Origin of the sequence: Psychromarinibacter sediminicola (assembly GCF_029168335.1) — a bacterium.
GTDB lineage: Bacteria > Pseudomonadota > Alphaproteobacteria > Rhodobacterales > Rhodobacteraceae > Psychromarinibacter > Psychromarinibacter sediminicola.
In genome coordinates this window covers 1-25,258 of the sequence record NZ_JARGYC010000063.1, presented here as the reverse complement: position 1 = coordinate 25,258, position 25,258 = coordinate 1, and the positions used below count along the sequence as shown (strand labels likewise).

The following is a 25,258-nucleotide window of genomic DNA, read 5'->3' as shown; positions in this document are numbered from 1 at the left end:
CTCGGTCTCTTCGGCCGCCGCCATCTCCTCGGTCTCGCCGGTCGTCTCGGTTTCCTCGGCAGCCGCCATTTCTTCGGACTCGCCGGTCTCCTCGGCCGCGGCCATCTCCTCGGATTCACCGGTCTCTTCGGTAGCGGCCATCTCCTCGGCCGCGCCCTCACCGCCGGACTCATCCGCCGTCTCGCCCGCACCGTTCTCCTCGGCCGCCTCGACCGTCAGCTCCCCGGGCTCGGCGACCTCGCCTTGCATCTCGGCCGAGACATCGGCGGGCGTCTCCACATCCTGCTGCGTCTGATAATAGGCGTAACCGCCAACCCCGGCGGCCACCACGACGGCGGCGATGATCCAGGTCTTGTCCATCTTCTAGAAATCCCAGGTCAGAGTTTCTGAATGCGTTTCATCCGTTGGCGTATTGATGTGACCCGGCGACCCCCGAGTTCAAGCCCGAAAGCCTGCCGACCCCTGCCTTTCGGCGCGAAATAGCCGTTGAAACACCGCCGCACGACCCGTATCTTCTGCACCTGACTTTTCGACACCTCCGACAACCGCAGAAGGACTCACGACCATCGCCAGAAGACCGCACAATGCCCCGCCAACCCGTGACACCGGCCCCCGCGTCAATGACCGCATCAGGGCCAACGAGATCCGACTGATCGGGCCCGAGGGCGAGAATGTGGGCGTGGTGACGCCGCAGAAAGGCATGGCGCTCGCCGAGGCGGCGGGGCTCGACCTGGTGGAGATCTCCCCGAACGCCTCTCCGCCGGTCTGCAAGATCATGGACTTCGGCAAGTACAAGTACGAACAGCAGAAACGCGAGTCCGAGGCGCGGAAGAAGCAAAAGACCATCGAGGTCAAGGAAGTGAAGTTCCGCCCCAACACGGACGTGCACGACTACGACGTGAAGATGCGCAACGTGCTGCGGTTCCTGGAGGCCGGCGACAAGGTGAAGGTCACCCTGCGCTTCCGCGGCCGCGAGATGGCCCACCAGAACCTCGGCCGCGAGTTGCTGGAGCGGGTGGCCGACGACGTGAAAGAGGTCGGCAAGGTCGAGAACATGCCGAAGATGGAAGGCCGCCAGATGGTGATGATGATCGGGCCGACCAAATAGGAGGGGCCGGCCCTCCTCGGATCGGCCCCACAGCCGGGACTGATCACGGCCAGTCGTAGAGCGACCTGTCATCCTCGGACCTGGCCGCCCGGTTCGTCCGCATATGGGCGCGATACGCGCCGGGCGGTTGCCCGACCCTACGGCGGAAGAACTTGTTGAACTGGGCGGCCGAGGCGAAGCCGAGCAGTCCGGCGACCTGCTCGATCGAGTTCGACGAGTTCTCCAGTTGCAGCCGTGCTTCCAGGACGACGCGGCGGTCGATCAGATCCTTCGCGCCGATGCCGCGCACCCGGCGGCAGACATCGCCGAGCCGGTCGCGGGACGTTCCAAGCGCGTCGGCATATTTCTCGACGGTCCACCGGTCGCGGAAATTGCGTTCGATCATCGCGCTGTAGCGCGCGAATATCCGGTGCGAGGGGCTGGAGGGTTGTTCGATCGACGGCAGGGAGCCGCGGACGCGGTAGGCCTCGATGAGGATCACGCGCAGATGCGCCTCGACGACCGCATGCGCGGCGGGTTCCTGCGCGAGGATCTCCCGCCGGACGCCGGAGAACGCCGCGCGCATGGATGACAGGGTCTCGCCGGTGCGGTCCAGCGGGCATGTCACCGGGTGATCGACCATCTCCCGCAGGTCGCGCGATTCCGGCATGTGCCCGACCGCGGCGGCCAGCGCCGTCGGGCCCAGCAGCACATACGCGCCCACCGTCCCGGCCTCGAACCGGGCGCGCGCGCCGCGCCACCAGGGGCGCCAGGCGAGCGCCGGGCCGGTGACCGGCCGCGTTTCGTCCCCGAAGGTGGCGTGACCGTATTCGATCAGCGCGGTGAGCCACGCCGGCCCCGCGGGCGTTTCCGCGAGGCCGACAAGCCGCGGCCGGAGCGCGCCGTCCAGCGTGGAGCTGCGCACCATACCTGCCGCCATGAGGTTCGCATCCGGCACGCAGATTCCCGCATAATGACAATTCTTTCCGACAGACTGACATGTTTTTGCATGCAGGAACAGCGATCTTTGAGGCCTGACCGGCCCCGGATGGCGCCGGCGCGCAGATTGCCTGGGAGGAGCAACTGTACGAGGCGAGGCTGATCATCGGCGGCGAGGCCGTGCCGGCGGAGGCGCAGGCCTGGTACGACCGCCGTCGCGCCGTGTCCGAGGCGGTGGTCACCCGGGCCGCCTCCGCGCGGGCGGCGGATGCGCGCAATGCCGCCGCCGCCGCGGCCACCGCCTTCGTCACCTGGTCCGAAACGCCGCCGGCGTCCCGGGTCGCGCTGCTCGACCGGGCGGCCGGGATCATGACCGAGCGCGCGGGCGAGATCGTGGCGATCGCCGCGGACGAGCTCGGCGCCGCCGCCGACTGGGTGCAGTTCAACGTCAGGATCGCCGCGCGGATGCTGCGGCAGACCGCCGACCTGGCGGCCGCGCTGCAAGCCGAGGAACAGGTGACCGACGCCGGCATCCTGCGCCGCCGTCCGGCCGGCGTGATCCTGGGCATCGCGCCCTGGAACGCCGCGGTGACCCTGGGCACGCGGGCGGTGGCAGCGCCCTTGGCCTGCGGCAATACCGTGGTCCTGAAGGGGTCGGAGCTTTGCCCCAAGACCCACGAATGGATCGCCGATGTCATCAACAGCGCCGGGCTTCCGGATGGCGTTCTGAACTACATCACCAACGCCCCAGATCATGCCGAAGAGGTGGTGGAGGCGCTCGTCGCGCACCCGGCCGTGCGTCGCGTGAACTTCACCGGCTCGACCCGCGTGGGTCGCGAGATCGCGGTGCGCGCGGCGCGGCACCTGAAGCCCTGCCTGCTGGAGCTGTCGGGCAAGGGGACGATGATCGTCCTCGCCGATGCCGATATCGACCTTGCGGCGACGGCGGCCGCGCATGGCAGTTTCTTCAACCAGGGCCAGATCTGCATGTCGACCGAGCGCGTGATCGTCGACGAGTCCGTCGCCGACCGGTTCGTCGCCCGCCTGCGCGCCGAGACGAACGACCTGCGCGGCGGGGCCGCCGGTCCGGCGCCGCTTGGCGCCCTGGTCAGCCCGTCCGCCGCGGTGCGGCTGCGCGCGATGATCGACGATGCCCTGGCCAAGGGCGCCGAGATCGTGGTCGGCGGCGACTTCTCGGGCGGCGGGCTGCAGCCGACCGTCCTGGACCGGATCGCGCCGGGGATGCGGCTCTACGACGAGGAAGCCTTCGGGCCGGTCTGCGGCATCATCCGCGTCGGCGACCGGGAGGAGGCGCTGGCGATCGCGAACGACACCGACTTCGGGCTGGTGGCCTCGGTCTTCAGCCGCGACGAGACAGGGGCGCTCGACCTGTTGCGGCAGATCGAGACCGGGATCGGCCACGTCAACGGCTCGACCGTGTTCGACGACCCGGGCATGCCGTTCGGCGGCGTCAAGGCGTCCGGCTACGGCCGCTTCGGCGGCGTGGAGGCGCTGCGGGAATTCACCGACTGCCAGTGGATCGCGATCCACGACAGCGCCGGGGCCGCTGCGCCCCGGCCGACACCAAGCACTGAAAGGGAGGAAATCCAATGAAACGCAGAACGTTACTGAACACGACGGTCGCGCTGACCCTGTCCGCGGCGCTCGCCGGCCCGGCGCTGGCGCAGGAGACGCTGAAGATCGGCGCGGTCGGGCCCAAGACCGGCCCGCTCGCGGGCGGCGCCGCGGTCACCCACTGGCCCAATATCGAGCTCTGGTCGACCGAGGTGAACGAGCGCGGCGGCATCGACGTCGACGGCACCAAATACATGGTCGAGATCATCGAGTACGACGACCAGACCAACCCGTCCGAGACGATCTCCGCCGTCACCCGCCTGGCGACGCAGGACGAGGCGGATTTCATCCTCGCGCCCTACTCCACCGGCCTCAACCTGGCCGCCGCGCCGATCTTCGATCGGTTCGGATACCCGCAGGTGACCTCGACCGCCTCGACCGACCGGGTGGGCGAGCTGTCGGACCAGTTCCCGAACCTGTTCTTCCTGCTCGGCCAGAACAGCGAGATCGTCGGCGACGCCGTCGAGATCCTGACGGAGCTGCGCGAGGCGGGCGACATCGGCAACCGGGTCGCCATGGTCAACGTGGCCGACGCCTTCGGCATCGAGCTGGCCGCCAGCGCCAAGCCGATCTTCGAGGAGGCCGGCTTCGAGCTGGTCTACGAGACGTCCTATCCGCTGGGCACGCCCGACCTGTCGCCGGTGATGAAATCGGCCAAGGATTCCGAGCCGGACGCCTTCGTCGCCTGGTCCTATCCGCCCGACACCTTCGGGCTGACCGAACAGGCGGTGATCGAGGAGCTCGACGTCGGCGTGTTCTACACCGCCGTCGCCACCGCCTTCCCCGCCTACAAGCAGCGCTTCGGCGCGGCGGCCGAGGGCGTCATGGGCATCGGCGGCGTGAACGCCGAAAGCGAGTCCTTCCAGGACTATGCCGCCCGCCACATGGAGGTCACCGGCCAGGCGCCCGACTATTGGGCCTCGGGCATGATGTACGCCTCGCTGCAGATCCTCGAACAGGCGATCACCGGCGCCGGCACCATCGACCGCGACACGGTCACCCAGTACATCAAGGATAATTCCTTCGACACGGTCATGGGCACCATCGAGTTCGACGAGAACAACAACAACCCCGCCTACTGGACCGTCGGCCAGTGGCAGGGGGATGCGTTCCGCGGCGTCGCCTCGACCGGCCGCGAGGGCGCGGTGGACCCGATCCTCAAGGACGGCTGGGAGTAATCCGGCCGCAACGGCGCTCCGGCCCCGCGCCGGGGCGCCCGACACCGAGGGAACGCGATGGACATCCTGATCACCGGCCTGTTTCTCGGCGGCACCTACGCGCTGATCGCCATGGGGCTGAACCTGCAATACGGCATCGCCCGGATCATGAACCTCGCCAACGGCGAGATGATCGTGGTCGGCGGGTTCTCGGCCTTCTGGCTCTACAGCTCGGCCCAGGTCAGCCCTTTGCTGACGGTGTTCCTCGTGGCGCCGGTGGCCTTCCTGCTGAACTGGCTGATCTACTGGATCATGCTGCGCCCGCTGGTCAAACGCGCCAAGTCGCGCGGCCAGTTGGAGGTCGACGCGATCCTCGCCACCTTCGGCCTCGCCTTCGTGTCGGTGGGCATCATGCTCGCCGTCTTCGGCGGCGACTATTTCAGCTATTCCTACCTCGCCCGGCCGATCCGGCTTCTGGGCGACACCTACGCGCTGAACCGCGCCACCGCGTTCCTCGCGGCGGTGCTGATCTGCGCGGCGATCTACCTGTGGCTGAACTACTCGCGGCCCGGCATGTCGATCCGCGCCATCGCCGTGTCGCCCGAAAGCGCGCGGCTCGTCGGCATCGACGTGCCGAAGCTCGCGGCCCTGACCTTCGCGCTGGGGGGCGCGGTCACCGCGACCGGCGGCGCACTGATCTCGATGTTCTTCACGCTGGACGCCTCCACCGGCGTGATCTTCACGCTGAAGGCGCTGGTCATCGTCATCATGGGCGGCGTCGGCGACGTGCGCGGCACCATCGTCGCGGCGCTGCTGCTGGGCGTGCTGGAGACCTTCGTGGCCGCGGTCATCGACCCGGGCCTCACGCTCGCCGCCGCTTACCTCTTGTTCATCGTGATCCTGCTGTTCCGCCCGCAGGGCCTGTTCGGGAGGCGCGGCACATGATCCGCGCCGACGGACGCACGCTCGCCCTGGTCGCTTTGGTGCTGGCGGTGGCGGCCTGCCTGCCGCTCACCGGCAGCGCCTACTGGCTGAGCCTGGGCATCAGCATCGCGATGTACACCGTGCTCACCACCAGCTGGGCGCTGTTCTCGGGGCCCACGCATTACATCTCGCTCGCCACGGCGGCGTTCTTCGGCGTGGGCAGCTACACCACCGGCATCGGGATCGAGTACCTGCCCTACTGGGCCCTGCCCCCGATCGCCGGTGTCCTCGGCGCGGTGATGGCCGCGCTCGTGGGGCTCGCGACGCTGCGGCTTTCGGGGGTCTATTTCGTGATCTTCACCCTGGGCCTGGCCGAGCTGGTGCGGCAGGTCATCATCTGGTTCCAGAACATCTCGGGCCAGAAGGGCATCTACGTGCTCACCAAGATCACCGAGGCCCAGATCTTCTGGCAGCTTTTGGGCCTCGCCGCGCTGGTTTACGCGGCCGGCTGGGCGATCGGGCGGTCGCGGCTGGGCTTCGCGCTGCGCATCATCGGCGACGACGAAGAGGTGGCGCGCCACTCCGGCATCAACACCGCGCGCGCCAAGGTCGCGCTGTTCATGGTCTCCGGCGCGGCCGCGGCGGTGGTCGGCGCCGTGCTCGCCCCGCGCTTCGTCTATATCGAACCCTCCACCGCCTTCACCCCGATGCTGTCCTTCCAGGTGGTCATCATGGCGCTGCTCGGCGGCACCGGGCGGCTCTGGGGGCCGCTCGTCGGCGTCATCCCCTTCACCTTCCTGTGGGAGGCGATCTCGGCCAGCTTTCCCAACCAGACGACGCTGCTTCTGGGCGTCAGCTTCCTGGTGATCGTCTATCTGCTGCCGCGCGGCTTCGTCGGACTGATCGAGGGCACGCGGCGGCGGATGCGCGCGCGGGAGGCCTTCGCATGAGGACCGATGCCCCCGTCCTGTCGCTCCGCGGCGCCACCAAGCGGTTCGGCGGGCTGGTGGCCGTCAACGATCTGGATTTCGACGTGGCCGAGCACGAGGTGATGGGGCTGATCGGGCCCAACGGGTCGGGCAAGTCGACCACGCTGAACCTGATCTCGGGCGCGCTGCCGCCGACCTCGGGCGGCATCGCGCTGCGCGGCACGCCCATCGAGAACCTGCCCGCCCAGGAGATCGCCCGAAAGGGCGTCGCCCGCACGTTCCAGCTCGTCCGCCTCCTGCCTTCGATGAGCGTCCTCGACAACGTCCGCGCCGGCGCCGTCTTCGGCCACCGCCGCCGCTGGGGCGCCGAGGCCGAAACGCACGCGCTGCGGATGCTCAAGCTCGTGGGGCTCGACCGCCGCGCCCACGCCCATACCGGCGAGCTGACCTATATCGACACCAAGCGGGTCGAACTGGCGCGCGTGCTGGCCTCGGACCCCGAAGTGCTGCTGCTGGACGAATGGCTCGCCGGGCTGAACCCGACCGAGCTGGAGGAAGGCATCGCCCTGATCCGGCGGCTGCGCGACGACGGGCGCACCATCGTCCTGGTCGAGCACGTGATGGACGCGATCCGCTCGCTCTGCGATGCTTGCGTGGTGATGTCCTCGGGGGCGAAGATCGCCGAAGGCACCCCGGACGAGGTGCTGTCCGACCCGGAGGTCATCCGCGCCTATCTCGGGGACGACGACGATGCTTGAGATCCGCGATCTCTCGGTCAGCTACGGCCAGCACCGGGCGCTGGAAAGCGCCGCCCTGCACGTCTCGCCGGGCGAGATCGTGGTGATCCTCGGCGCCAACGGCGCGGGCAAGTCGACCCTGCTCAAGGCGCTCTGCGGCATCAGCGAGGGGCGCGTCACCGGCTCGGCGCTGCTCGACGGCGAGGAGATCCTCGGCGCCAGGCCCGACCGCATCGTCGAGGCGGGGCTGTCGCTGGTGCCCGAGGGACGCGGCATCTTCGGCGACCTCACGGTGCAGGAGAACCTGACCCTCGGCGCCTACCCCACCCGCGCCCGCGACGACGAGACCGGCAACCTCGACCGCGTGCTGTCGCTGTTTCCCAAGCTCGCCGAGCGCCGCCGCCAGACCGTGCGCACGATGTCGGGCGGCGAGCAGCAGATGGTCGCCATCGGCCGCGCCATGATGTCGAACCCGCAGGTGCTGGCGCTGGACGAGCCGTCGCTGGGCCTGTCGCCGCTTCTGTGCAAGGATCTGTTCCAGAGCCTGTTGGCGGTGAAGGCCGCCGGGGTCGGCGTGCTGCTGGTGGAACAGAACGCGAAACAGAGCCTGCGGATCGCCGACCGCGGCTACCTTCTGGAGAACGGAGAAATCGTGAACGAAGACAAGGCCGACGCCCTCGCCCGCGACCCCGCCGTGCAAAGGGCCTATCTCGGCGCCGGCGGCGGCCAGGCCGCGCCGCACCAGCCGGAGGCGGCGCCGCGCCCCGCGGCAACGCCCCGCCGCCCGAGCGGACCGTCGGCGAGCGAGATCGCGGCCGCCGCGCTCGACCGGGTGGGCACAGCCTCCCGCCCGCCGGCCGCCCGACCGCCGGCGCGCCCGGCAGCGGAGGCCGCCGGCCCGCCTGACACGCCCGACACGAAACCCGCGCCCGAAGGCCCGGCATCGCGCCTGCCCGACGTGAACGACCTCGTGGCCCGGGCCAGCGCGCAGTCGTCCCGCCGACCCGGCGCCCCGGCCCGGCCCGCGCCGCCCGCCGCGCGCCGGGACGAGCCGCCGCGTCGGGTCGCGCCGACCGGCACCGAACCCGACACCGGCGACCGGCTGCAGGCGGTCCTCGACGAGATCGAGGCCGCCGCACGCCGCGCCGAAACCTACCGTTCCAGAGATCGAAGGAGATAAGCAATGCTCGACAGCAGCTCCGCCTCGCCCACCATCCGGGGCATGTATATCGGGGGATCGTGGGTGCCGGCCGCCCGCACCTTCGACGACCTGGACCCGTCCGACAACGCGCTCTATGCCCGCATTCCCGACGGCACGCCGACCGACATGGAGCGCGCGATCGAGGCGGCGCATGCCGCCTTCCCCGATTGGGCGGCCCGCAGCTTCCAGGAGCGGGCCAAGGCGCTCCTGAAGGTCGCCGAGATCTGGGAGGCCCGGAAGGACGAGTTCATCAACGCCGTCATGCACGAAGGCGGCGGCTGGTACGGCAAGGGCGTGTTCGAGGCCGGCTTCGTCGCCGAGATCTTCCGCACCTGCGCCTCGCTCTGCTACCAGTCCACCGGAGAGGTTCTGCCCTCGGCCGACGGCAAGGTGTCGATGGCGACGCGCTGGCCGCTGGGCGTCGTCGGGGTCGTGTCGCCCTGGAACATGCCCGGCATCCTGACCTCGCGCGGCTACGCCGCCGCGCTGGCGGCCGGCAACACCGTGGTGCTGAAGCCGTCCGAGGACACGCCCTATGCCGGCGGCCTCTACCACGCCGAGATCCTCGAAGAGGCCGGCATCCCGCCCGGCGTCTTCAACGTCGTCACCTGCTCGCGCGACAGCGTGGCCGAGGTGGGCGACACGCTGATCGAGCATCCGCTGGTCAAGGGCGTGTCCTTCACCGGCTCCACCGCCGTGGGCCGCCACATCGCCGCCAAGTGCGGCGCGCATCTGAAGAAGTGCTGCGTCGAACTGGGCGGCAAGGACTCGATGATCGTGCTGGAGGACGCCGACCTCGACCGCGCGGCGGAAGCGGCCAACTTCGGCAGCTTCATGCACCAGGGCCAGGTCTGCATGTCGACCGAGAAGCTGCTGGTCCACGAAAGCGTCTACGAGCCGTTCATGCAGCGCTTTCTCGACCGCGCCCGGAAACTGAAGACCGGCCACGTCAACGACCGCGACAACGTCATCGGGCCGCTGGTGAACACGCGGCAGGCGCACCGGGTCAAGGCGCTGATCGACGACGCGGCGGCAAAGGGGGCGCAGGTCGACCTGGGCGGGTCAGCCTGGGAGAACTTCGTGGAGCCCACGGTGCTGACCAATGTCGACGACACGATGGACATCTGGCACGACGAGACCTTCGGCCCGGTCGTCATCGTCTGCCCGTTCCGCACCGAGGACGAGGCCGTCGCTCTGAACAACGACACCGAGTACGGGCTGACCGCCGCCGTCTGGACCGCCGACGAAGGCCGCGCGCTGCGCCTCGCCGGGCGGCTGGAGACGGGGATGGTCCATGTCAACGACCAGAACATCAACGACGAGCCGCAGGTGCCGTTCGGCGGCGTCAAGGCGTCGGGCGTCGGCCGCTATGGCGGGCGCTGGTCGCTGGATGCCTTCACCGAACTGCGCTGGATCACGCTGGAACGCGGCGGCCGGCACTACCCGCCGGTCTTCTGAGCGGCCCGAAGGGAGGATACGACAATGACACCCCTTGCCTGGATCATCCTGCTCGTCGCGATCGCGGCGGGCCTGGTCGCCCTGGCCGCCTGGTTCTACGAACGCGCGACCAACGAGGTCAGCCTGGTGCGCACCGGTATCGGCGGCCGCAAGGTCGTGATCGACGGCGGTACGCTGGCGCTCCCGTTCTTCCACGAGATCAACCGGGTGAACATGCAGACGATCCGCATGACCGTCTCGCGAAGCGGGGAGTCGGCGCTGATCACCAAGGACCGGATGCGCGTCGATGTCGGCGCGGAATTCTACGCCTCGGTCCTGCCGGAAGACGCGGCGATCTTCCGGGCCTCGCAGACGCTGGGCCGGCGCACGTTCCAGGCCGACCAGCTGACCGCGCTGATCGACGGGATGATGATCGACGCGCTGCGCTCGGTCGCGGCGCAGATGACGATGGACGAGCTGCACGAGAACCGCTCGGACTTCGTCCGCGAGGTGCGCGAGGCGCTGACCGACACGCTGGGGCGCTACGGCCTGCAGCTCGACAGCGTGTCGCTGACCGCGCTCGACCAGACGCCGTTCTCCTCGCTCGACGAGAACAACGCCTTCAACGCGGTCGGGATGCGCAAGATCTCGGAGGTGATCGCGAAATCCAAGAAGGACCGCGCCGAGATCGAGGGCGAGACCGCGGTCGCCGTCCGGCGGGCCGAGGTCGAGGCGAACCAGCGCAAGCTGGAGATCGAGCTGCAGGAGCGGCGCGCCGAAATCTCGCAGCGGCAGGAGATCGAGTCGCTGCTCGCGGCGCAGCTGACGGAAGTCGCGCAGCGCAAGGCGGACGCCGAGCGCGCCGCCGCGCAGGCCCGCATCGCGATGGAGCAGGAGATCCAGTCCGCCTCGATCCAGCGCGAGCTGCATCTGCGCGAAGCCGAGATCGCCCAGTTCCGCGCGCTGGAGATCGCCGAGCAGGACAAGACGATCCAGGTCGCCGCCAAGAGCCAGGAGGAGAGCAAGGCGAAAGCCGAGGCGACCACGGCCCGCAGCGCGCTGGTCAAGGCAGAGGCGGAGATCGAGACGCTGAAGCAGACCGCCGAGGCGGAGCGCCGTAAGACGCTCGCCCATCTGGCGGCCGAACAGGAGGCCGAGGCCGACGCGATCCGCGCCCGAGTCGGGGCCGCCTCGGACACGGAGGTGGCGAAGGCGCGCGCCGAGATCCGGCGCGGCGAGGCAGAGACGATGAAATTCTACCGCCTGGCCGAGGCGGAGGCAGAGGCCGCGCGCATCGAGGCCGAGAACACGCGCAGCGAAGCGCTGATGGCCCACGAGACCGAGAGAATGCGGCTGGAGAAGATGCCGGCGATCCTGAGCGAGGCCGTGAAGCCCGCCGAAAAGATCAAGGGCATCACCATCAACCACGTCTCCGGGCTGGGGCGGGACGGCAGCGAGGGCGCCGGTTCCCCGGTCGACCACACGATCCACTCGATCCTCGACCTCGCGGTCACGCTGCCCGCGATGAAAAGGATCGGCGACCAGATCGGCGTGAACCTCGAAGGGGTGATGCCGCCCGAAAAGGAGGGCAAGGGATAGTCGCACAGGCTTCCGGGCGGCGCTCGCCGCCCGGATGTGCCTGGCGATGTCCGGCGTACGGGCCCCCTTGCGCCCTTCAGGCGACCCTTACGCCCCGCCCGGCTTCCGCGCCACGAAATCCACCAGCCCCGCGACCCCGCTATGCCCCTCGCCCGAGTCCTGCTCGGCATCGTAGTCGGCCTCGTGCAGCACCTCGTAGTCCGGGAAATCGCGGTGCAGCAGGTCCAGCGTGTACATGTTCTCGGCGTCCGGCGGCCCGCCGGTGCCGTAAATTCACCTGCCGCGGCGCGAAACCGTGCATCAGCAGCAGCCCCCCGGGCTTCAGCGCCTTGTCGAACCCGCGATGGATCTCGTCGCGCAGCGCGGGCGGCGCGAACTGGATGAAAACGGCGAGGATCGCGTCATAGCTCTCGCCCTCCCAGTCCCAATGCGCGACGTCGCCGATGCGGAACGCGACCGAGACGCCGGCCTCCTCGGCCAGCCTGCGCGCCTTCGCCAGCCCCTTTTCCGAGCTGTCCATCGATGTCACCCGCACCCCGCGCTTGGCCAGCCAGACCGAGTTGCGCCCCTCGCCGTCGGCCACGGCCAGCACATGCGCGCCCTGCGGCACGCGCCCGCCATGCGCGACCACGAACTTGGCGGGCTCGGTCCCGAACAGGTAATCCTCCCGGTCGTAGCGCGCGTCCCAGTCGGTCGCCATCGCCCTACCCCCTGGGATCGGCGACCACGTCGCGCCAGCCATGCGCGGGCGCGAAGCCCAGAAGCCGCTTTGCCTTCTCGTTCGAATAGAAGGTCTCGTGCGGGCCCATATCCTTGGTCACCGGCACGCCCTGGTAGAACCGCTCGACCAGTTCCGTGCCGGTCAGGTTCACCGAGTGGTCGTCGTTCGACACGTTGAACACCTCGTAGCCCAGCCCGTCGGTCTTCAGGCAGCACTCGACGCACTGGCCGAGATCCCGCGCGTCGATATAGGCGAAGATGTTGCGCCGCCGCACGGCCGGATCCGCGAAGAAGCCGGGGAACCGGTCCTGGTACTCGTGCGGCTCGATCACGTTGTTGATCCGCAGCCCGTAGATGTCGGCGCCGCTGCGCCGCTGGAAGCTGCGGCCCGTCACCTCGTTGCAGACCTTGGACATCGCGTAGCTGTCCTGCGGCACCGTCGGGTGATCCTCGTCGATGGGCAGGTAGTCGGGCTTCAGCTCGCCGTCAAAGAAGCAGATGCCATAGGTCGTCTCGGAACTGGCGAAGACCACCTTGCGCACCCCGAATTTCAGCGCCGCGTCGATCACGTTGTAGGTGGCCAGCGTGTTGGTGCGGTAGCACTCGTTGTCGCTGGTCAGCAGGATGCGCGGCACCGCGGCGAAATGCACCACCGCGTCGAACCGCGGCACACCGGTGCCCGGCGCCAGTTCGTCGAAGCCGGCATAGCTGTGCATGATGTCATAGACCTGCCCCGCGTCGGTCAGGTCGGCGATGCGGTTGTCGACGCCGTCGACGTCCAGCGGCACCTTGTCGACGTTCAGAACCCGATGCCCCTGTGCCAGAAGGTAAGGCACCACGTGGCGGCCCGCCTTGCCGCTTCCGCCGGTGAAGAGAATGCGCATGGGGTGTCCCTCCCGATCTGTTACCGGACGGGACTTATCACATATGGCGCGGCGGACCAGACGCCCGCCGCGTCAAAAGCCGGATCACTTGATCTCGACCAGCTCCACGTCGAAGGTCAGTTCCTTGCCGGCCAGCGGGTGGTTGGCGTCGAGCGTGACTTCCTGCTCGGTCGCCTCGGTCACGGTGACCGGGATCGCCTGCCCCTGCGGGGTCTGCATCTGCAGCTGGGTGCCGGGATCGACCGGGATATGCTCGGGGATCTGGTCGCGCGGGACGGCCTGCACGCGGTCGGGGTCGTGATCGCCGTAGGCATCCGCCGCCGGGATGGTCACGGATTTCTTCTCGCCGACCTCCATGCCGGTGACCTCGCGGTCGAGACCGGGAATGATCTGGCCGGAGCCCACCTCGAACTCCAGCGGGTCGCGCCCGTCCGAACTGTCGAACTGGGTCCCGTCCGCGAGCGTGCCGGTATAGTGAAGACGTACGGTGTCGCCAGCTTTGGCCTGGGTCATCTTGACGCTCCTGATGTGGTGGAAGGGTTTGCCGAGGCCGCCTCTCTGCGGGTGCTCGTTCGATGATGCCCAAACGTTGCAGGCATGGCCGGGAATGTAAAGCAGGCTGGGGTCACGATTCCCCCGGTGGCGGGACGGCCTCTGCACCTACGCCGCACCGATGCGCTCCCATGCGTCCGGCAAGACCTGCACGGGCGGACCCGCAGCCGCCGGCGCGGCGATCGCACGATCGCCGCGGGCGGATCGAGGACCTGTCCGGCGACGGCTCGCCGAACCGCAAGCAGCAGATTTTTCTAGAAAAATCTGCACAGCACGATCTTCTAGAAGATCGTGCCCGTCAGGAATTTCTAGAAATTCCTGACGACAGGACATCCACCCCCGGCAATCCGGGATGGGCTCCGGGACAGGCCGGCCAAGAAAAACCCGGCCACGCAGGGCCGGGCATCCAGTCGTTCTGTCCCTCGTTATCTTTTGCTTGCGTAACCCGTCAGCGGGTCACCGCGCCGGTGTAGCCGACGCCCTTGACCGCATTCAGCCCGTTCTGAAGCTGCGCGGCGGAATTGAACGGTCCGGCCAGGACCATGGTATAGCTGCGCCCGCCCGACGTCGCCTTGGCCAGCCGGACCGGCAGGCCCAGCGGCGACAGCCCGCGCGCCGCGGCCTTCGCCTTCTCGGGCGTCGCGAACAGGCCCACCTGCACGAACCGGTGGCCGGCCGGGGCCGGCGTCTCGGCCGCGCTCTCCGGCGTCGAATCCTTGGTCGACAGGACGAACTCGCGATCCGGCGTCGGCGTGGCGTTCACCGCATAGTAGCGGCCCTTGTCCCCCTCGACCAGGCGGCGCGGCACGCCGGCGGTCCAGACCAGCCGCATCTGCACGAAGCCCTCGCGGGTCACGTGGCCCCGGTTCGGGTTGAACCGGTCCTCTTCCGGCCCGAAGGCCGACTTGTAGCCCGGCGGCGGCGCGATGGTGGGGGGCTTGGGCACGCTGATCACGCCCGAGGCATCGCCGCTGACATAGGGATTGGCCGCCTGCGGTCCGCAGCGCACGGCGTGGCCGGAGTTCTTGACATAGCGCTGCGCCAGCGGCGACAGGCCTGGGCAGGCGGTGTTGGTGTTCGCCGGCGGCGGGGTCGTCCGCTTCGGCGGCGTGGTGGCCGCGGGCGGCGGCGCCGTGACGACGCGGGTGCGCGGCGGCGGCGTCGTCTGCCGCGGCGGGGGCGCGGTCTGGGTCGGCGGCGGCGCGGTCTCGACGGTCCGGCGCGGCGGCGTCTCGGGCTCCGGCGCCGGGGACGAGGGCGGCGGGCTGGCATTGGCGAAGGTCGGCGTCGCGCCGCAGATCACCTTGCGGTTGCGGTCCACGCGCGGCACCCAGGTGACGCTCCCGTCGAAGCCCGCGCGCACGAAGACGCAGCCCTTGCTGTCGACATATTGCTTCCCGGTATAGCTCGCCGGCGGGAACTCGGCGGGCCCGTCGGTGTTGCGCAGCGACTGCGCGTGGACGGTGCCGATGCCCACGGACAGGCCGATGGTCAATGCCGTGACTGCCAGTAGTCTGTTCATGCTGTGCCCCCACACAAGATATTGTGTCGACAATGCCCGAGAACGACGCTGCGGTAAAGGGGGCGTGAACGTTATTTCGTGCCGAACATGCGGTCGCCCGCATCGCCCAGCCCCGGAACGATATAGCCCTTCTCGTTCAGGTGGTCGTCGAGCGCCGCGGTGATGATCGGCACGTCGGGATGCGCCTGGCGCATCCGCTCCACCCCCTCCGGCGCCGCGAGCAGGCAGAGAAACCGGATATCCGTCGCCCCGTCCTGCTTCAGCAGGTCCACCGCCGCGGCAGAGCTGTTGCCGGTGGCCAGCATCGGGTCCACCGCGATCACCAGCCGCTCGCCCAGGTTGTCGGGCACCTTGTAGTAGTACTGCACCGGCTTCAGCGTCGCCTCGTCGCGGTAGAGCCCGACGAACCCCACCCGCGCCGCCGGGATCAGGTCCAGGATCCCGTCCAGCAGGCCGTTCCCCGCCCTGAGGATCGACACCAGCGCCAGCTTCTTGCCCTCGATCACCGGCGCTTCCATCTCGCACAGCGGCGTCTCGATCACCTCGGTCGTCATCGGCATCTCGCGCGTGACCTCGTAGGCCAGCAGGTGGCTGATCTCGCGCAGAAGCCGCCGGAACGACGCGGTCGAGGTGTCCTTCTTGCGCATCAGCGTCAGCTTGTGCTGCACCAGCGGGTGCTTGACGACGGTCAGGTGGTCATACATCGGCAGGCTCCAGTCGTTCCAGTATCCGCTCGCGCGTGGCCTCGCCGCAGAACGCCGCGTGGGTGGCGGTGCGGGCCAGCTCGCGCAGGTCCTCTTCCTCCCATTCGAAGGTCTGCGCAAGCCGGTCGTATTCGGCCGTCATCGAGGTGTGGAAGAACGGCGGGTCGTCGGTGCTGACCGTCACCTTCACGCCCCGCGCCTTCAGCTGCGCGATCGGGTGGTCCTCCCAGGACGGATAGACGCCCAGGAACACGTTCGAGCCCGGGCAGACCTCCAGCACCACGCCCCGCTCGGCCAGCCGGTCCACCAGCTCCAGGTTCTCGATCGCCCGCACCCCGTGCCCGATCCGCGCCGGCCGCAGCGCCTCCAGCGCGTCGCGCACGCTGTCCGCGCCGGCCCATTCGCCGGCATGCACGGTGATCCCCAGCCCCGCCTCGCGCGCCATGTCGAAGGCATAGGCGAAGTCCCTGGGCTTGCCGCGCAGCTCGTCGCCCGCCATGCCGAAGCCCACCAGCCAGTCGCCCGCCGTCTCGGCGGCACACTTCGCGGTCTCCTTCGCCGCCTCGGGCCCGAAATGCCGGATGCAGGTGACGATGCCGCGCATGGTGATCCCCATGGACCGCTCGGCCGCCTCCGCCGCCTCCATGATCGCCGACAGGTACTCGCGCCAGGCCGACAGGTCGCGGCCGCCGCAGAAGTCGGGGCTGAGGAACGCCTCGGTATAGACGACCCCGTTCGCCGCGCTCTCCTCCAGCACGGCCCTCGTCAGCCGCCCGTAATCCTCGGGTGTCTGCAGCGTCGAGCAGGCGGCCTCGTAGACCTCGAGAAAGTGCCAGAAATCGCGGTAGTCATAGCTGCCGTCGGGCTTGAAGATGCGCGAGATGTCCAGCCCCTTCTCCCGCGCCAGCCCGGCGATAAACCGCGGCGGCGCGCCGCCTTCCAGATGCAGGTGCAGCTCCACCTTCGGCAGGTCACGCAAACTCAAAGAAAACTCCTTCCCGGCCCCTCGGCCGGCACCTCCAGATGCGCCGCGACCGAGGCCGCGACATCGGCGAAGGCCACCTTCCCGATCTCCCGCGCGCCCAGGCCGTGACCCAGGACCGGCACCCGTTCCCGCGTGTGATCGGTGCCGTGCCAGGTCGGGTCGTTGCCGTGATCGGCGGTGAAGATCGCCAGGTCCCCGGGCCGCAGCCGGTCGAGAAACCGCGGCAGTTCCCGGTCGAACCACTCCAGCGCGCGGGCATAGCCCGACACGTTCCGCCGGTGTCCCCACAGGCTGTCGAACTCCACGAAGTTGGCGAAGGTCAAGGACTCATCCACAGCCTCCGCCGCGTAATCGCAAAGATGTTCGAAAAGGGCGGAATCGGCCCCTTTCCGCACCTCGTCGATCCCCTGCATGGAAAAGATGTCCCCGATCTTACCCACAGCCTGCACGCGCCGCCCCGCGCCCTGCACCCAGTCGCAGAGCGTCGGGCGGGGCGGCGCGATGGCATAGTCGTGGCGGTTCGTCGTCCGCGAAAACCCCTCGGCCTCGGACCCCACGAAGGGCCTGGCGATCACCCGGCCCACCTTCATCGCGTGCAGGCGGGGCGCCAGCGCGCGGCACAGATCCAGAAGCCGCTCCAGCCCGAAATGCTCTTCATGCGCCGCGATCTGGAACACGCTGTCGGCCGAGGTGTAGCAGATCGGCCAGCCGGTGCGCAGATGCTCCGCCCCCAGCTCGTCCACGATCACCGTGCCCGAGGCGTGGCAGTTGCCGAGGATCCCCTCGGTCCCGGCCGCCCGGCACACCGCGTCGACCAGATCCGGCGAAAAGGCGGGCTTCGTGTCGGGGAAGTAATGCCACTCCCACGGCACCGGCACGCCGGCCAGTTCCCAGTGTCCCGAGGGCGTGTCCTTGCCCGGCGACACCTCCTCGGCCGCGCCCCACAGCCCCGTCGGCGCGGCGTCCAGCCCCGGCGTCTCCGCCCCGCTCGCCAGCCGGATCGCCGCGCCCAGCCCCAGCGCGTCGAGGTTGGGCAGCGCCAAGGGCCCGCTGCGCCCCTCCTCGGCGCGGCCGGCGGCGCATTCCGCGGCGATGTGGCCCAGCGTGTTCGCACCTTCGTCCCCGAAGTCGGCGGCATCCGGCGCCCCGCCGCAGCCCACGGAATCCAGCACGATCAGGAAGGCGCGCGGCATCAGGGAACGCTCCGGTAGACCATCGGCGGCAGGTCGGGCAGCGCCTCTTCTATGGTGAAGGCGTGCGCCAGCGCCGTCGTGGCGTCGGACGCATCCTCCTCCGAGGCCGCATGCACCACCGCCAGCGGCGCCCCGGCATCCACCGGATCGCCCAGCAGCGCCACGTCCGACAGCCCCACCGACGGGTCCACCCGGTCCCCTGCCACCATGCGCCCGCCGCCCAGCCGCACCACCGCGTTGCCCAGCGCCTCGCCGTCGATCGCCGTGAGATAGCCCGCCATCGGCGCCGGCACCGCATGCACCACGGGGGCCGAGCCCAGCCGGTCGCGCCAGCGGTCGACGAAGTCGCCCGGCCCGCCCATCGCCTTGACCATCCGCCCGAACCGCTCGGCCGCGGCGCCAGACGCGATGGCCTGCAGCACCATCTCGGCGCCCTCCGCGCGGCTGTCGGCCATCCCCGCCAGCCGCAGCATCTCGCCGCCCAGATCGCCCGTCAGGTCGCAGATCAGGCTGCCGGTGTCGCCGCCAGTCAGCGCCTCCATCACCTCCATCACCTCCAGCGCGTTGCCCACCGCGGGCACGCAGGGCTGGTTCATGTCGGTGATCAGCGCGCTCGCCGGACAGCCCGCGCCGTTCGCCGTCTCGACCAGCGACTCGGCCAGGTCCAGCGCGTCCTCCATCGACTTCATGAAGGCGCCCGAGCCGACCTTGACGTCGAGCACCAGCGCATCCAGCCCGGCGGCCAGCTTCTTCGACAGGATCGAGGCGGTGATCAGGTCGATGGATTCGACCGTCGAGGTCACGTCGCGCACGGCATAGAGCCGCCGGTCCGCCGGCGCGGTATGCGCCGACGCCGCGACGATGGCACAGCCCGCCTCGGCGGTGATCGCGCGGAACCGGTCCTCGTCCACCTCGGTCGTAAGACCCGGGATCGCCTCCATCTTGTCGAGCGTTCCGCCGGTATGGCCCAGCCCGCGGCCCGACACCATCGGCACGAAGGTGCCCAGCGCCGCCATCGCCGGCGCCAGCAGAAGCGACACGCAGTCGCCCACCCCGCCCGTCGAATGCTTGTCCAGCACCGGGCCCGGCAGGTCCCAGTCCAGCACGTCGCCGGAATCCCGCATCGCCAGGGTCAACGCCACGCGCTCCTCGTCCGACCGCGGCAAAAGGCACATCGCCATCGCGAAGGCCCCGGCCTGCGAGTCGCTGACCGCGCCGCTGGCCAGCCCCTCGGCGAACCAGCGAACCTCCTTGGCCGACAATTCATCGCCGCGCCGCAGCCGCGCCAGGATCGCGCGCGCGTCCATCAAGCCTTGTCCATCGACGACTTGGCGAAGGCGCCGGGCAGCATGTCGCGCACCGTCAGCTGCGCGCGGGCGCCCGCCACCGTGCCCATCGTGACCACCACGTCGGGCCCTGCGAACTCGGCGATCTTCTGGCGGCAGCCGCCGCAGGGCGCCACCGGGTCGGGGCAATCGGCGATCACCGCGACCTCGGCGATCGCCGTCTCGCCCGCCGCCACCATCGCCGCGATCGCCCCGGCCTCGGCGCAGGTGCCTTCCGGATAGGCCGCGTTCTCCACGTTGACGCCGGTGAACACGGCGCCCGAGCCCGCGCGCACCGCCGCGCCCACCCTGAACGCCGAATAGGGCGCATAGGCATTGTCCCGCACCGCCGCGGCCTCGTCGATCAGCGCCATGTCCCGCTCGCTTTTCCCGCTCGCTTTCGTCTTCGCTCGCGCCAGCCTGCTGTGACGGCGGGCCGAGCGCAAGCCCCGCCGTGGGAACAGCCGCGCCGCCCCGCGCGTTGACAGGGGGAATGGAACGAGACGGAGACGCAAACGATGACCGATCCCACACGCCCCAAGGACCTCGACCGGCAGCCGGTCGCCGCGGCCACCGGAACGATGCCGGCGGCAAGCCCCTCGACCGACGCCGAGGCGCCGATGACCGAGGCACAGGCCGCCGAATTGCGCGAGCTCGCCGAGCGGACGGGCGAGGCCTTCGATGCCAGCCTCACCCAGCACCAGGCCGAGGAACGCCTCGCCTACCTGCGCACGAAGGTCTGACCCGCCGACGGCACCACGGCCCGAAAACCTTCGCCGCGTCGCATCCTTTGTGACGCGACGTCCCATTCCGGCTTTATCGCCACCGTGCTTCGGTTTATGAGGCGCGCGGATCGAGACAGCCGGGAGGGGCCACCGTGAGCGACCAGCACAGCGACAATTTCCGCCAGACGGCGCTGTCCTACCACGAGTGGCCGAAGCCCGGGAAACTGGAAATCCGTGCCACCAAGCCGCTGGCCAACGGCCGCGACCTGTCGCTGGCCTACTCGCCCGGCGTGGCCGAGGCCTGCCTCGACATCAAGGCCGATCCCCAGGCCGCCAGCCGCTATACCGCCAAGGGCAACCTCGTGGCCGTCGTCTCCAACGGCTCGGCCGTGCTGGGGCTGGGCAATATCGGCGGGCTGGCCTCGAAGCCGGTGATGGAGGGCAAGGCGGTCCTGTTCAAGAAGTTCGCCAATATCGACTGCTTCGACATCGAGGTGAACCAGCCCGACCCCGAACGCCTGGCCGACATCATCTGCGCGCTGGAGCCGACCTTCGGCGCGATCAACCTGGAAGACATCAAGGCGCCCGACTGCTTCATCGTGGAAAAGCTCTGCCGCGAGCGGATGAACATTCCGGTCTTCCACGACGACCAGCACGGCACCGCCATCGTCGTCGGCGCCGCGGCCACCAACGCGCTGCGCGTGGCCGGCAAGAGCTTCGAGGAGATCAAGGTCGTCTCGACCGGCGGCGGCGCGGCGGGCATCGCCTGTCTGAACATGCTGCTGAAGCTCGGGGTGAAGCGCGAGAACGTCTGGCTCTGCGACATCCACGGCCTCGTCCACGAGGGCCGGACCGAGGACATGACCCCGCAGAAAGCGGCCTATGCCCAGCCGGGCGGGCCGCGCGGGCTCGACGATGTGATCGACGGGGCGGACCTGTTCCTGGGCCTGTCGGGGCCGAACGTGCTGACGCCCGGGATGGTCGAGAAGATGGGCGACCGCCCGATCATCTTCGCCCTGGCCAACCCGATGCCGGAGATCCTGCCCGAGGCCGCGCGCGCCGTCTCGCCCGACGCGATCATCGCCACGGGGCGCTCGGACTATCCCAACCAGGTCAACAACGTCCTGTGCTTTCCGTTCATCTTCCGCGGCGCGCTGGACGTGGGCGCGACCGAGATCAACGACGACATGCAGATCGCCTGCATCGAGGGCATCGCCGCGCTGGCCCGCGCCACGACCTCGGCCGAGGCGGCGGCGGCCTATCAGGGCGAACAGCTCACCTTCGGCGCCGACTACCTGATCCCGAAGCCGTTCGACCCGCGCCTGATCGGCGTCGTCGCCTCGGCCGTGGCGCGGGCGGCAATGGAATCGGGTGTCGCCGCGCGGCCCCTGCCCGACCTCGACGCCTACAAGAACCGGCTCGACCACTCGGTCTTCCGCTCGGCGCTGATCATGCGGCCGGTGTTCCAGGCCGCGGCCACGGCCAACCGCTCCATCGCCTTCGCCGAGGGCGAGGACGAGCGCGTCCTGCGCGCCGCCACCGCGATGATCGAGGAGACGACCGACACGCCGATCCTGATCGGCCGGCCCGAGGTGGTCGAGGCGCGCTGCGAACGCGCCGGCCTGCCGATCCGGCCGGGCCGCGACTTCGACCTGGTGAACCCCGAAAACGACCCGCGCTACCGCGAGTACTGGCAGACCTACCACCACATCATGGCCCGGCGCGGCGTCACGCCCGACATCGCCCGCGCCGTGATGCGCACCAACGCCACCGCCATCGCCGCCGTCATGGTCCACCGGGGCGAGGCCGACAGCATGATCTGCGGCACCTTCGGCCAGTTCGGCTGGCACCTGAACTATGTCCGCCAGGTGCTGGCCACCCGCCACCTGCACCCGGTCGGCGCGCTGTCGCTGATGATCCTGGAGGACGGGCCGCTGTTCATCGCCGACACCCAGGTCCACCAGACCCCGACCGCCGAGGAAATCGCCGAGACCGCCATCGGCGCCGCGCGCCATGTCCGCCGCTTCGGCGTCGAGCCCCGGGTCGCGCTGTGCTCGCATTCCCAGTTCGGCAATCTCGACAGCGAGTCCGGCCGCCGAATGCGCCGCGCGCTGGAACTGCTGGAGGAACGCCAGGCCGATTTCCCCTTCGACGGCGAGATGCATGTCGACTCGGCGCTCGACCAGGACCTGCGCGACCGCCTGCTGCCCGGCGCGCGCTTCGAGGGGGCGGCCAACGTGCTGATCTTCGCCTCGGCCGACGCCGCCTCGGGCGTGCGCAACGTGCTGAAGATGAAGGCGGCCGGGCTGGAGGTCGGGCCGATCCTGATGGGCATGGGCAACCGCGCCCATGTCGTGACCACCTCGATCACCGCGCGCGGCCTGCTGAACATGTCTGCCGTCGCCGGCACGCCGGTGGCGCATTACGGCTGAAGGCTCAGGCCTTCGCCGCCACCGCCTCCTGCCGCCGCGCGCTCTTGCGCTGCGCCCGCGCCGCCGCCTGCCGCGCCGCGTCCGTCGCGCGGTACAGATCCATCTCGGCCAGTTCGGCGTCGGTCACCGGCGTCAGCGAGGCATCGGTGTAGTCCAGCGTCGACTCGTCGGCCTCCAGCCGCTTGCGGATCGCGCGATAGCGGTAGAACATCCGCAGCGTCTTGTAGGTCTTGCTGACCAGCTCCCAGCCGTATTTCGGGTAGAACACCAGGGGGCTTTCCACCGGGAACCCCGGCCGCCGGTCGGTCCGCGACTTGCGCCGGAAGAACCCCGATTCCAGCGGATGCACCCCCTCGTACAGCACGCTGCCGTAGAACCACGTCATGGTTCCCACGATCTTGCCCAGCGGCAGCCCGTCGGCGCGCGCCCGGCGCAGCAGCGTCTCGCAGTGATCCTCCGAGAAATACGTGTCCCAGGCCAGCCGGTACGCCCGCTGCCAGTCTTCGCGCGTCATCGTGTCATGCGCGGTGCAGATGTTGTTCAGGTCGTACTTGTTGAGGTCGGGATCCATCTCGACGCCCTTCTCCAGCAAGGCCTTGTGATCGGCCGAGCCGGGCAGCGGCGTCAGGTAGAAGAACTCCAGGATGTCGATCGGCAGCTCGCGCTTGATGATCTCGATGTCGCGCCGGATCGTCTCGGGCGTGTCGCCGGGAAAGCCCAGGATGTAGCCGGCCGTGGTGATCACCCGCTGCGCCCGCCAGGCCTGCAGCATCTGGCGGTATTCGACGATCTGGTTTTGCCCCTTCTGCGCGCCCTTCAGGCTTTCGGGGTTGATGTTCTCCAGCCCGATGAACACCCGCTTGCAGCCGGCCTGCGCCGCCTTCTCGATGAAGCCCGGCAGCCGGTGGCAGGCCGTGTCCACCTGCAGCGTCAGGTTGAACTTGCGCCCGTCGCGCTCGCGGAACGCGATCAGCGCGTCGAGGATCGGCTCCCAGCTGGAATTCCGCGCGAAATTGTCGTCGGTGATGAAGAACCGCACGATCCCCTGGTCGAGATTCGCCTTGATGATATCCACCACGTCGTCGGCGCTGCGATGCCGCGAGGTGCGGCCCTGCACGTTGATGATGGTGCAGAAGCTGCACAGGTAGGGGCACCCCCGGCCGGCGTCGAAACTCGCCTGCGCGCCGCCGGTGCGCTTGACGGCCTCGATGTTCAGGAACGGCCGCGGCGCGTTCTGCAGCGCCGGCAGGTCGTTCATGTAGTCGTAGACCGGCCGCATCTCGCCGCGGAATGCGTCCTGCAGCACGATGTCCAGCCGCCCCTCCGCCTCGCCCGAGAACAGCGACACGCCCATGTCGAGCGCCTCCTGCAGCTCCGGCGTGACCCCCGGCAGCATCGCCAGGCAGCCCGAGACGTGAAAGCCGCCGATACAGACCTGCAGCCCCGCCTCGCGGAACCGCCGCGCCAGGTCCAGCGCGCGGGGATACTGGTTCGTCTGCACCCCGATCAGCCCGATCAGCCCCATGCCGCCATCCGCCCGGATCTGGCGCACGATCCGGTCGACGCGGACGGGGCGGTTGGTCTCGTCGATGGCGGTGAACGCGATCTCGACATCGTCGCCCAGCACGCGCCGGTCGCGGCACGCCTCGGCCAGCCCGTAGATCGTGGCCAGCGTGTTCGACGGCATCGCCGAGCGGTAGAACTGGATGACATAGCCGTCTTCGTCGTAATGCGACGGCTTGATCATCACGAAGTGGAACTTGCGTTTCGGCACGGTCGGCCCCCTAGGTTAACGCGAGGGTAACGCCAATCCGGCGCATGCTCAAGCTGGGCCGCGCCGCGGCGTCAGGCCAGCGCGGCCCACAGCACGTGCAGCGCCATGTAGATCACGATGACCGAGCCGACGGTGTAGAAACTCGCCCGCATCTCGTGGCTCTGCTGCGTGGCATAGGCCGCGAAATGCGCCAGCCGGGCCAGCACGAAGCCGACCATCAGCACCAGCGCCAGCCACAGCGGCGGATCGGCCGTCACGAACAACAGCCCCGCCGCCCAGAAGGCCGGGATGTTCTCCAGGTCGTTGCGATGGATGCGCCGCGACCGCTCGACATAGTCGTTCGGCTCCAGCTGCGACGGATCCGGTGTCGGGTTGATCGCCCCGGGCCTCAGGTCCTCGGGACTGACCAGCCCGGCATTTGCCGTCGACATCCGGTAGACGGTCATCCAGCCCTGCCCCATGACCTTCAGCACCATGACCGCCGCCGCCACGGCATAGGTCGCGAAAACCGGGTTCTCCAGCGTCAGCAGGTCCATCCTGTCCCTCCGTTTGTCTCGTGCCCCCGCCCGACCCTGCGTCAAGTCGCGCCAGAAATCACCTTCTATCTCGGGCAAACCGATGGGCGGGACGGCGGATGGGGGGAGGGCCGCAGGCGCGCTCGGCGGGTTTGCGGTGGACCCGCCCGGGGACGGAGATCGGCGTATTAGAGCGTTTGCCCACCGACATGAATCGATTGGGGATTCCCATTCGGCCGAGGGACTGATTCACTGACCCTGGGGCAGATACTGGGGGCAGCG

24 protein-coding genes are annotated in these 25,258 nt (G+C 69.4%); 11 read left to right on the top strand and 13 right to left on the bottom strand.

All coding sequences use genetic code 11. The features are described from left to right. Positions 1–360: hypothetical protein (locus P1J78_RS19100; protein ID WP_275568984.1), on the bottom strand; the 360-nt coding region annotated here is incomplete at its 3' end. Positions 361–565: 205 nt separating this feature from the next. On the opposite strand from P1J78_RS19100, the gene infC reads away from it, so the two are divergent. Beyond that, positions 566–1,108, top strand: coding sequence for a translation initiation factor IF-3 (gene infC, locus P1J78_RS19095; RefSeq protein ID WP_275568985.1), 543 nt, complete (start codon positions 566–568; stop codon positions 1,106–1,108). 43 nt (positions 1,109–1,151) lie between these two features. On the opposite strand, the gene P1J78_RS19090 is transcribed toward infC, so the two are convergent. Next, a complete protein-coding gene (locus tag P1J78_RS19090; RefSeq protein ID WP_275568983.1) occupies positions 1,152–2,027 on the bottom strand; it encodes a helix-turn-helix domain-containing protein in 876 nt (291 codons plus the stop codon). Positions 2,028–2,206: 179 nt separating this feature from the next. Between P1J78_RS19090 and P1J78_RS19085 the strand changes: the two genes are divergently transcribed. The 8 genes from P1J78_RS19085 to P1J78_RS19050 are packed head-to-tail and all read left to right on the top strand — an operon-like array spanning position 2,207 to position 11,645. Continuing rightward, positions 2,207–3,640 (top strand): aldehyde dehydrogenase family protein, encoded by a 1,434-nt coding sequence (locus P1J78_RS19085; RefSeq protein WP_275568982.1) that lies wholly within the window; start codon positions 2,207–2,209, stop codon positions 3,638–3,640. Beyond that, positions 3,637–4,839, top strand: a complete 1,203-nt coding sequence (locus P1J78_RS19080) for an amino acid ABC transporter substrate-binding protein (protein ID WP_275568981.1) — start codon at positions 3,637–3,639, stop codon at positions 4,837–4,839. The genes P1J78_RS19085 and P1J78_RS19080 overlap by 4 nt, the downstream gene beginning before the upstream one ends. A 57-nt stretch (positions 4,840–4,896) precedes the next feature. Continuing rightward, positions 4,897–5,763, top strand: coding sequence for a branched-chain amino acid ABC transporter permease (locus P1J78_RS19075; RefSeq protein ID WP_275568980.1), 867 nt, complete (start codon positions 4,897–4,899; stop codon positions 5,761–5,763). After that, on the top strand, positions 5,760–6,692 hold the full coding sequence (locus tag P1J78_RS19070; protein ID WP_275568979.1) for a branched-chain amino acid ABC transporter permease: 933 nt from the start codon (positions 5,760–5,762) through the stop codon (positions 6,690–6,692). The genes P1J78_RS19075 and P1J78_RS19070 overlap by 4 nt, the downstream gene beginning before the upstream one ends. After that, entirely contained in the window at positions 6,689–7,429 is a 741-nt protein-coding gene (locus P1J78_RS19065) for an ABC transporter ATP-binding protein (RefSeq protein ID WP_275568978.1), read from the top strand. The genes P1J78_RS19070 and P1J78_RS19065 overlap by 4 nt, the downstream gene beginning before the upstream one ends. Continuing rightward, the gene (locus P1J78_RS19060) at positions 7,422–8,588 is read left to right on the top strand and encodes an ABC transporter ATP-binding protein (RefSeq protein ID WP_275568977.1); all 1,167 of its coding nucleotides are present in this window, start codon (positions 7,422–7,424) and stop codon (positions 8,586–8,588) included. Before P1J78_RS19065 ends, P1J78_RS19060 begins: the two co-directional genes overlap by 8 nt. Positions 8,589–8,591: 3 nt before the next feature. Further along, positions 8,592–10,067, top strand: coding sequence for an aldehyde dehydrogenase family protein (locus tag P1J78_RS19055; RefSeq protein ID WP_275568976.1), 1,476 nt, complete (start codon positions 8,592–8,594; stop codon positions 10,065–10,067). A 24-nt stretch (positions 10,068–10,091) separates the two neighbouring features. Continuing rightward, positions 10,092–11,645, top strand: coding sequence for a flotillin family protein (locus tag P1J78_RS19050; RefSeq protein ID WP_275568975.1), 1,554 nt, complete (start codon positions 10,092–10,094; stop codon positions 11,643–11,645). A 139-nt stretch (positions 11,646–11,784) separates the two neighbouring features. On the opposite strand, the gene P1J78_RS19045 is transcribed toward P1J78_RS19050, so the two are convergent. The 9 genes from P1J78_RS19045 to P1J78_RS19005 form a co-directional block, all read right to left on the bottom strand. Then, on the bottom strand, positions 11,785–12,345 hold the full coding sequence (locus tag P1J78_RS19045) for an SAM-dependent methyltransferase (RefSeq protein WP_275568974.1): 561 nt from the start codon (positions 12,343–12,345) through the stop codon (positions 11,785–11,787). A 4-nt stretch (positions 12,346–12,349) separates the two neighbouring features. After that, positions 12,350–13,249 (bottom strand): NAD-dependent epimerase/dehydratase family protein, encoded by a 900-nt coding sequence (locus tag P1J78_RS19040; RefSeq protein WP_275568973.1) that lies wholly within the window; start codon positions 13,247–13,249, stop codon positions 12,350–12,352. An 84-nt stretch (positions 13,250–13,333) separates the two neighbouring features. Continuing rightward, positions 13,334–13,762, bottom strand: coding sequence for an FKBP-type peptidyl-prolyl cis-trans isomerase (locus P1J78_RS19035; RefSeq protein WP_275568972.1), 429 nt, complete (start codon positions 13,760–13,762; stop codon positions 13,334–13,336). A gap of 487 nt (positions 13,763–14,249) precedes the next feature. Beyond that, entirely contained in the window at positions 14,250–15,323 is a 1,074-nt protein-coding gene (locus tag P1J78_RS19030; protein WP_275568971.1) for an SPOR domain-containing protein, read from the bottom strand. A gap of 71 nt (positions 15,324–15,394) precedes the next feature. Further along, on the bottom strand, positions 15,395–16,027 hold the full coding sequence (upp, locus tag P1J78_RS19025) for a uracil phosphoribosyltransferase (protein WP_275568970.1): 633 nt from the start codon (positions 16,025–16,027) through the stop codon (positions 15,395–15,397). Continuing rightward, positions 16,020–17,012 (bottom strand): adenosine deaminase, encoded by a 993-nt coding sequence (locus P1J78_RS19020; protein WP_275568969.1) that lies wholly within the window; start codon positions 17,010–17,012, stop codon positions 16,020–16,022. Before P1J78_RS19020 ends, upp begins: the two co-directional genes overlap by 8 nt. Next, complete coding sequence (locus P1J78_RS19015) at positions 17,009–18,205, bottom strand: phosphopentomutase (protein ID WP_275568968.1); 1,197 nt, start codon at positions 18,203–18,205, stop codon at positions 17,009–17,011. The genes P1J78_RS19020 and P1J78_RS19015 overlap by 4 nt, the downstream gene beginning before the upstream one ends. Further along, positions 18,205–19,512 (bottom strand): thymidine phosphorylase, encoded by a 1,308-nt coding sequence (locus P1J78_RS19010; protein WP_275568967.1) that lies wholly within the window; start codon positions 19,510–19,512, stop codon positions 18,205–18,207. The genes P1J78_RS19015 and P1J78_RS19010 overlap by 1 nt, the downstream gene beginning before the upstream one ends. Next, complete coding sequence (locus P1J78_RS19005; RefSeq protein WP_275568966.1) at positions 19,512–19,976, bottom strand: cytidine deaminase; 465 nt, start codon at positions 19,974–19,976, stop codon at positions 19,512–19,514. Before P1J78_RS19005 ends, P1J78_RS19010 begins: the two co-directional genes overlap by 1 nt. Positions 19,977–20,048: 72 nt before the next feature. Here P1J78_RS19005 and P1J78_RS19000 point away from each other — a divergent pair, with 72 nt between their 5' ends. Both P1J78_RS19000 and P1J78_RS18995 read left to right on the top strand, forming a co-directional pair. Then, positions 20,049–20,273 (top strand): DUF3072 domain-containing protein, encoded by a 225-nt coding sequence (locus tag P1J78_RS19000; RefSeq protein ID WP_275568965.1) that lies wholly within the window; start codon positions 20,049–20,051, stop codon positions 20,271–20,273. Positions 20,274–20,407: 134 nt separating this feature from the next. After that, positions 20,408–22,687, top strand: a complete 2,280-nt coding sequence (locus P1J78_RS18995; RefSeq protein WP_275568964.1) for an NADP-dependent malic enzyme — start codon at positions 20,408–20,410, stop codon at positions 22,685–22,687. A gap of 4 nt (positions 22,688–22,691) precedes the next feature. Here P1J78_RS18995 and P1J78_RS18990 read toward each other — a convergent pair whose 3' ends face one another. Together P1J78_RS18990 and P1J78_RS18985 are read right to left on the bottom strand one after the other, a co-directional pair. Further along, positions 22,692–24,461 carry a B12-binding domain-containing radical SAM protein gene (locus P1J78_RS18990; protein ID WP_275568963.1) on the bottom strand — a complete coding sequence of 590 codons (1,770 nt, stop codon included), beginning with the start codon at positions 24,459–24,461 and terminating at the stop codon, positions 22,692–22,694. A 71-nt stretch (positions 24,462–24,532) separates the two neighbouring features. Beyond that, entirely contained in the window at positions 24,533–24,997 is a 465-nt protein-coding gene (locus P1J78_RS18985; RefSeq protein WP_275568962.1) for an MAPEG family protein, read from the bottom strand. Between the last annotated feature and the right edge of the window lie 261 nt (positions 24,998–25,258).

Coding starts and splice junctions, on each gene's coding strand:
- P1J78_RS19070 (WP_275568979.1), top strand. CDS start 5,760: ATGATCCGCGCCGACGGACGCACGCTCGCCCTGGTCGCTTTGGTGCTG.
- P1J78_RS19045 (WP_275568974.1), bottom strand. CDS start 12,345: ATGGCGACCGACTGGGACGCGCGCTACGACCGGGAGGATTACCTGTTC.
- P1J78_RS18985 (WP_275568962.1), bottom strand. CDS start 24,997: ATGGACCTGCTGACGCTGGAGAACCCGGTTTTCGCGACCTATGCCGTG.
- upp (WP_275568970.1), bottom strand. CDS start 16,027: ATGTATGACCACCTGACCGTCGTCAAGCACCCGCTGGTGCAGCACAAG.
- P1J78_RS19075 (WP_275568980.1), top strand. CDS start 4,897: ATGGACATCCTGATCACCGGCCTGTTTCTCGGCGGCACCTACGCGCTG.
- P1J78_RS19015 (WP_275568968.1), bottom strand. CDS start 18,205: ATGCCGCGCGCCTTCCTGATCGTGCTGGATTCCGTGGGCTGCGGCGGG.
- P1J78_RS19090 (WP_275568983.1), bottom strand. CDS start 2,027: ATGGCGGCAGGTATGGTGCGCAGCTCCACGCTGGACGGCGCGCTCCGG.
- P1J78_RS19000 (WP_275568965.1), top strand. CDS start 20,049: ATGACCGATCCCACACGCCCCAAGGACCTCGACCGGCAGCCGGTCGCC.
- P1J78_RS19040 (WP_275568973.1), bottom strand. CDS start 13,249: ATGCGCATTCTCTTCACCGGCGGAAGCGGCAAGGCGGGCCGCCACGTG.
- P1J78_RS19030 (WP_275568971.1), bottom strand. CDS start 15,323: ATGAACAGACTACTGGCAGTCACGGCATTGACCATCGGCCTGTCCGTG.
- P1J78_RS19065 (WP_275568978.1), top strand. CDS start 6,689: ATGAGGACCGATGCCCCCGTCCTGTCGCTCCGCGGCGCCACCAAGCGG.
- P1J78_RS19010 (WP_275568967.1), bottom strand. CDS start 19,512: ATGGACGCGCGCGCGATCCTGGCGCGGCTGCGGCGCGGCGATGAATTG.
- P1J78_RS19035 (WP_275568972.1), bottom strand. CDS start 13,762: ATGACCCAGGCCAAAGCTGGCGACACCGTACGTCTTCACTATACCGGC.
- P1J78_RS19050 (WP_275568975.1), top strand. CDS start 10,092: ATGACACCCCTTGCCTGGATCATCCTGCTCGTCGCGATCGCGGCGGGC.
- P1J78_RS19080 (WP_275568981.1), top strand. CDS start 3,637: ATGAAACGCAGAACGTTACTGAACACGACGGTCGCGCTGACCCTGTCC.
- P1J78_RS19060 (WP_275568977.1), top strand. CDS start 7,422: ATGCTTGAGATCCGCGATCTCTCGGTCAGCTACGGCCAGCACCGGGCG.
- P1J78_RS19055 (WP_275568976.1), top strand. CDS start 8,592: ATGCTCGACAGCAGCTCCGCCTCGCCCACCATCCGGGGCATGTATATC.